At 65.3% G+C, this 6,000-nt stretch carries 6 protein-coding genes and 2 pseudogenes; 7 read left to right on the plus strand and 1 reads right to left on the minus strand.

What is annotated here, in order from left to right; genetic code table 11:
* Positions 1 to 115: 115 nt before the first annotated feature.
* From E8M80_RS15410 to E8M80_RS15430, 7 genes and pseudogenes are all read left to right on the plus strand, one after another.
* On the plus strand, positions 116 to 448 hold the full coding sequence (locus E8M80_RS15410) for an AlpA family transcriptional regulator (protein WP_170979440.1): 333 nt from the start codon (positions 116 to 118) through the stop codon (positions 446 to 448).
* A 205-nt stretch (positions 449 to 653) separates the two neighbouring features.
* The gene (locus E8M80_RS26010) at positions 654 to 830 is read left to right on the plus strand and encodes a hypothetical protein (RefSeq protein WP_170979441.1); all 177 of its coding nucleotides are present in this window, start codon (positions 654 to 656) and stop codon (positions 828 to 830) included.
* On the plus strand, positions 823 to 1,539 hold the full coding sequence (locus E8M80_RS26015; protein WP_170979442.1) for a virulence-associated protein E: 717 nt from the start codon (positions 823 to 825) through the stop codon (positions 1,537 to 1,539). Before E8M80_RS26010 ends, E8M80_RS26015 begins: the two co-directional genes overlap by 8 nt.
* Complete coding sequence (locus E8M80_RS15415) at positions 1,464 to 2,768, plus strand: YfjI family protein (protein ID WP_170979443.1); 1,305 nt, start codon at positions 1,464 to 1,466, stop codon at positions 2,766 to 2,768. Before E8M80_RS26015 ends, E8M80_RS15415 begins: the two co-directional genes overlap by 76 nt.
* Complete coding sequence (locus E8M80_RS15420; RefSeq protein ID WP_137126582.1) at positions 2,765 to 3,340, plus strand: hypothetical protein; 576 nt, start codon at positions 2,765 to 2,767, stop codon at positions 3,338 to 3,340. Before E8M80_RS15415 ends, E8M80_RS15420 begins: the two co-directional genes overlap by 4 nt.
* 50 nt (positions 3,341 to 3,390) lie before the next feature.
* A pseudogene (locus tag E8M80_RS15425) lies at positions 3,391 to 3,681 on the plus strand (transposase); the annotation flags it as partial.
* Positions 3,682 to 3,909: 228 nt separating this feature from the next.
* Positions 3,910 to 4,947, plus strand: coding sequence for a class I SAM-dependent methyltransferase (locus E8M80_RS15430; RefSeq protein WP_137126583.1), 1,038 nt, complete (start codon positions 3,910 to 3,912; stop codon positions 4,945 to 4,947).
* A 347-nt stretch (positions 4,948 to 5,294) separates the two neighbouring features.
* On the opposite strand, the pseudogene E8M80_RS15435 reads toward E8M80_RS15430, so the two are convergent.
* Positions 5,295 to 5,768, minus strand: a pseudogene (locus tag E8M80_RS15435) (transposase); the annotation flags it as partial.
* Positions 5,769 to 6,000 lie beyond the last annotated feature (232 nt).

Here is a 6,000-nt window from a genome sequence, read left to right on the forward strand (position 1 = left end):
CGGCCTAGGCCGGAAAACGGAAAGCCCCCCCGGTGTGCCAACACCGGAGGGGCCGAGCCTGGGTAGAGGCTGCGACCGAGGTCGCTGGGGAACATTAGGCGCGAGGCGCCTGGACGTGAACTCAAAAATCCATGTCGTCACCCCAGCGGATCCCGGCGTGGCCGGAGATACGCGAGTGATTAAGTCTGAACTCTTGGCGCGTAGCGCCAGCATCACGGCGCCGGCCGAATTGTGGTCCGAAGATGCCTTCTGCGAAGTCACCGGCACGCCGAAGCGCACCGCGCAACGATGGCGCTCGACCGGCGAAGGCCCGCCCTATGTGCGGCTTGGCCCGCGCCGGATCGCCTATCGTCCCGAGGACGTGGCGCGATGGCTGGAAAGCCGAACCTACCGGCACCGCGCCGATGAACTGAGTCGCAGCGCGACCGAGGCCGAGGCCGAGGCATGAGGACCTTCCTCGCGCGCGCCGCGCCGACCGTCGCCCTGCTTGCGCTGCTCGCCCTGGCCGGGCTGCTGCGCTTCCCCTCCACGAACTGAAAACCCCGCGCGACTTGACCGGCGGGGCTTTCGGCATGGGTAGGTGAACGAGGCAACGAACATCTACTAGGCCGCCTGCACGGGTTCAAGCGCGCTCGACATAGGAGCGCGTGCAGATGCACGTCATGACTTCCACCACGCCGCCCGCCGGGTTGCGTGACCTGTTCGCCGAGGCCGCCGAGCATCGCCGCAAGGGCGACCTGGCCGCCGCCTGCTACCTCGAAAACCTCGCCGCCATCGCGCTGCGCGGGTCACTCGCCGCTGAGGCGCGGCGGGAGGTGCGGCATGGCTGACGCTGCCCAACTGGCCGAAGCCTTTGGGCTTCGCCGCAATCGTCGCGGATGGACGGGCAACTGCCCGTCATGCGGATACGCAGGAACCTTCACGGTGAACCAGCGCGAGGGCCGCGCCCTGTGGTGGTGCGCGTCCTGTCAGGATCGGGACGGGCTGCTTGATGCTGTCCGTGCCGTGGCCGGTGGTGACTACACCCCGCCGGTGTCGGCTGCGCCCGCCGCACCGAAAGACGACGCCGCCCGGACCCACGCCGCGTTGGCGATATGGGCCGAGGCCATCGCTATCAACGGCACGGTCGCCGAGACCTACCTCGCCGCACGCGGGCTGGCCGGCGAGACCTCAACGACGCTGCGCTACCACCCGAGCCTGCGCCATCCAAACGAGACCGCGAGCCTGCCGGCGCTGGTCGCGCTGGTTGTCTCGACCGAGACCGGGCAGCCGGTGGCGATCCACCGGACCTACCTGCGTCGCGACGGCACTGGCAAGGCCAGCGTCGAGCCGGCGAAGGCATCCAAGGGGCCGATCCGGGCCGGCGCGATCATGCTGCATGCGCCCATGGCCGGCCGGCGGCTGGTGATCGGCGAGGGCATCGAAAGCAGCCTATCCGCCGCCCGCATGATCGGCGCGCCCGCATGGGCCGCCATCGCCGCCGGGAACTTGAAGCGCATCGGGACGTGGAACTGCCCGGTGGTGGTCGGAAACCGTTGACGGCGATCTTCGTCAGCGTCGCGGAATCCGGGGAGCGGAAGACGACGGTGGATAAGGTCGCCCTCGCCGAGGTTTACGCGGCGGAGGAAGAATGGCGCGAAGCCGCGCGTGACGAACTCACGCGCTACAAGGCGGACCTGGCCGGCTGGAAGGCCGCCGAGGACAGCATCCGCAAGAAGGGCAAAGGCGACCGCGCCCTGATTCGCGATGGGCTGATTGCTCTCGGTCCTGAGCCGAAGGCGCCGCCGCATCCCATGCTGCTGATAGCGGACCCGACGCCCGAGGCGCTGATCCTGCACCTTGCGGATAGCCGGCCCTGGGGCGGCGTTTTCACGGCTGAGGGCGGGTTGCTGGTCGGCGGCGCCGCCTTCAACGACGAAAGCCGGATGCGGACCGGCGCACTGCTGAACACGCTATGGGATGGCGATCCGATCCGCCGTCGCCGCGTGGTAACTGGCGCGGCGTATCTGCCCGGCCGGCGATGCAGCGCGCATGTCATGATGCAAACGGTGGTCGCCGAGCGGCTGTTCGGCGACGCCATGCTCGACGGGATCGGGATGTTGGCTCGGGTGCTGCTGGTCGCGCCCGAGACGACCGCCGGCACGCGCTTCTTCCGTGAAGTGCCGCAAGAATGCCGGACAATCCTTGCCGACTACCGCGCGCGCCTGGGGCGGCTGCTGCGCCGACCGCCCGCGACAAAGCAGGATGACGCTGGCGTTCTCGACCCGCCGGTTATGTCGTTGTCGCCCGAGGCGCGGCATCTCTGGATCGCCTTCCACGACAGCGCGGAACGGCGCATTGCGCCCGGCGGGGACCTCGCCCCGATCCGCGCCTGGGGGGCGAAGGCGGCTGAGCACGCGGGGCGGCTGGCCGCCGTGCTGGCGCTCTACGCGGACGCAGACGCCATGGAGGTTCCGGCCGAACACCTGGCGTGCGGCATCGCGCTGGTAGAGCACTACGCGGTTGAGATGCTGCGTCTAGCCGGAGCCGGCGCAGTCAGTCCCGACCTTCGGCTTGCGGACAGATTGCTGCACTGGTGGCAGGCCCGGAAGGACCCGCGCCTGCACCTGGCGACGATCTACCAGCGCGGGTTGAACGCGATTGGCGACGCCGAGACGGCGCGCCGGATTGTCGGCATCCTTGCGGAGCACGGGCACGCGCGGCGTTTGCCTGCCGGGACCGAACTTGAAGGGAAGCCTCGCCGCGAAGCCTGGGAACTCGTGTCATGAGCACGGCGGCTTTCGACCCCTGGGCGGCGCTGGCAGAAATCAGGAAACAAGCGAAGGCCCGGGCCGATCCGAAGGCCCCCCCCGACCCCGCGCCGGCCGGCCGCGCGCGTTTAGGTAGATTAGACGGATTAGGTGGGGGGCATCTTGCTCCGGCGGTTTCTGCTCCGCGTGCGGATGCATGGCTGGCCGATATCGCCCTGAGCATTGGCCGCGCGGTCGCGGCCGGTGCCGAGCGCGAGGCGGACGCGGAAGGCTGGTTGCTGCTGATCCGCCCCGAGGGGGATCGCCTCGTTGTCGCGCCGCATATCGTCGCGGAACTCGACGGGGCGGGGCTGTTGCCCCGCCTGCCGGCCGCTGTGGAACGCTCGACCTATGCGGCCCGCGCCCGGCCGCCGGAATGGTGGAACCGCGACGACGAACCGCAGGCGGGCGACCGATGCCGATGCGGCGGGCGATCATTTTGGACTGAGCGGGATCGGCCGGGCGGCTGGCGGTGCTCGACGTGCCATCCACCGCTGCACCTGGGGATAGATCATGTGCTTGTTGTCACGACCGAGAGGACAGAACCATGAAGGGCGGCTATCGACCTGGCAGCGGCAGGCCACCGGGCAGCAAGACGGCACGATTGTCCTGCATGCGGTTCGCTGGCAACGCGGTGCGACTGCAGCTGCACGCGCTGGCCTACAACCTGGCGAACTTCCTGCGCACCCTGGCGCTGCCCGAGGAGGTCAAGTATTGGTCGCTGACCACGCTGCGGGACCGGCTGGTCAAGATCGGCGCGAGGATCGTCCGGCACGGCCGCGCGGTCACTTTCCAGCTGGCCGAGTTCTTGGTGCCGCACGCGCTGTTCCGCCAGATCCTCGCGGCGATCGCGGCGTTGCGTCCACCACTGCCGCCGCCGGCTCGATGTTGAGCGTCGCTGGCCGCAACGGTCCCGCGAGCCGACGGCAGCAGGAGAATTGCGTCCAGATCTCGCCCGGATGCGCCCGTTTTCCACTCCGACGGCGACCACCGGCCGGTCAGACCCGCCGCGCGCGCCATCCAGGCGCCGTCACCGTTGCCGGGGCCTTCGGATCGCCGATATGCTCACTACATTTGCAGGCGGATTGAGCCCTGACACAATCGTAAGGCGAAGAGAGCGATGTTTGGACTTAAAAAGATGTTTGGACTTAAAAGATTGCCGGCTGGGTTTGATCCAAATGTGTATTTAGATCTTAACCCTGACGTGCGTGCTGCGAAGATGGACGCGGCAAAGCATTATTTGCGTTATGGCCGGCGCGAAGGTAGGCCATTTGTATATCAAGACCTTCCGGAAGCGGAGGTTGAGGCCGTGCCGCCCGTACCGGAGATTCGGGAATTAGTTACGCCGATCGTCGTTGATGCGGAGCGCCGCAGGCGGAAAATTGAAAAACTACGTTCCTACCTTCGGACCGATATGTCGGTTGTCGAATCGGACGGAAAGCTCAATTTTCTTACTGAAGAGTTAAGGGAACTGTCTAGAATTGAAGTGACCGAGAACGTCTCCTCTCATGCCTATGTCCCTGAGGCCACTGAGATCATCGATAAGCATAAGCACGGCCTCATACTTGATTGCGGGGCGGGAAATCGATCCGAATATCTAGATAACGTAGTTAATTTTGAGATCGTTGATTATGCGAGCACAGACGTACTTGGTGTTGGCGAACGTCTTCCATTCAAAGATAACACCTTCGACGCTGTCCTATCTAACGCTGTCTTGGAACATGTACGCAATCCGTTTTTGTGTGCAAAAGAAATGATCCGCGTATTGAAGCCTGGCGGCGATATGTATTGCGTTTATCCACTTATCGCTCCAGTCCATGGTTACCCAAATCATTATTTTAATGCGACCCCTCAAGGGTTGAGTTTGCTTTTCGAAGAAGGCATTGAGATTAAAGACCTGACTGTCATCCCTTCAACGCATCCGCTCTGGGCGCTGCGCTGGATTCTGGCGATATGGAAATATGGATTACCAGAAGATCAACGACAGGCATTTTCAAATCTAAAAGTCTCGGATTTACTCGACGAAAAATATACTTTTGAGTCCCTTTCAAATCACGACTTTTGTCGCCTTCTCCCGATGTCCACTCAGCTTGAGATCTCAAGCTGTACGATGCTGAGAGGGACGAAAAGGCATGAAGTGACTTCATTGCCAGCGTAAGCGTGCGCCGTGACAAGCCCCAACCGAGTGATCCAGACTTATATTGCCCGCGCCGGTGGCGCGGCTGACTAGGACGGTCATGATCCAGTCTTAACGCGACCGCCGCCCGGATCGCTTGAGCGACGACTCAAACGCGCGCGCGGTAATCGGAAACCACGCGCGCGCGGTAATCGGAAAATGCGCACGCGGCGCTCGACGAGTTGGACGCCTCCAGAAACCCCGAATGCTGGCATGCGTGGCCGTAGAGCGGTGCATGGTCGCCCGCCACGCGGGGGGATGGCGGGGATCACGGTGCTGAGGGATCCTGGTCGTAGCGCTGATGGCGGTGTGCGCGGCGGTTCCAGGTCCTACGCTGGCGTGGCGTTGCCGTTGAGCCAGACGAACCGCTTGATGTTGTAGGCGAGATTGGCGAGGCCGATCTTCACCCGTGCCCTGGCGATGCCGATGGTGCGCACGACGAGCCCCATCGATCCCTTCTGCCGGGCAAAGACGTGTTCGACGGCCGAGCGCACGGCCGATTTGCGGGCGTTGGCCCGCCGCGTTTGCGCCGCCATCGGCCGGCCCGGCGGCTTCTTGCGGTGGATGCGCGAGACCAGGCCGCGCGCGGCCAACCATGCCTCGTTCTTCGCCGAGCGATAGGCAGTGTCGGCCCAGACATCGGAGGCGGTGTTGTCAGCATCGACCACCTCCGCCAGCTGCGCCCCGTCATGGGCCGCGGCGTGGCTCGCGGTCCAGCCGCGGATCAGGCCGTGCCGGCGATCGATCGCGACATGGTTCTTGTACCCGAAGGCCGGCACCGCGAGATCAACCTGGACACCTCCAGAAACCCCTCGCCCTGAAGCCGTTCGGCTGATTCACTGACGCGGATTGGCGCGGGGGATGGCGATGGTTCGGCAGCCGGGTTTCTTCGATGTGGAGGAGCGGCTGCGGGAGCTGTCGGCCAAGGGCGATGACCTCGAGCGGATCGGGGCGCTGGTGGATTTTGCCATGTTCCGCGCCGAGCTGGAGCGGGCGGTGCCGCGGGCGGACGGCACGAAGGGCGGCCGGCCGGCC

Source organism: Roseomonas sp. HF4 (genome assembly GCF_005222755.1).
In the GTDB taxonomy this organism is placed as follows: domain Bacteria; phylum Pseudomonadota; class Alphaproteobacteria; order Acetobacterales; family Acetobacteraceae; genus Neoroseomonas.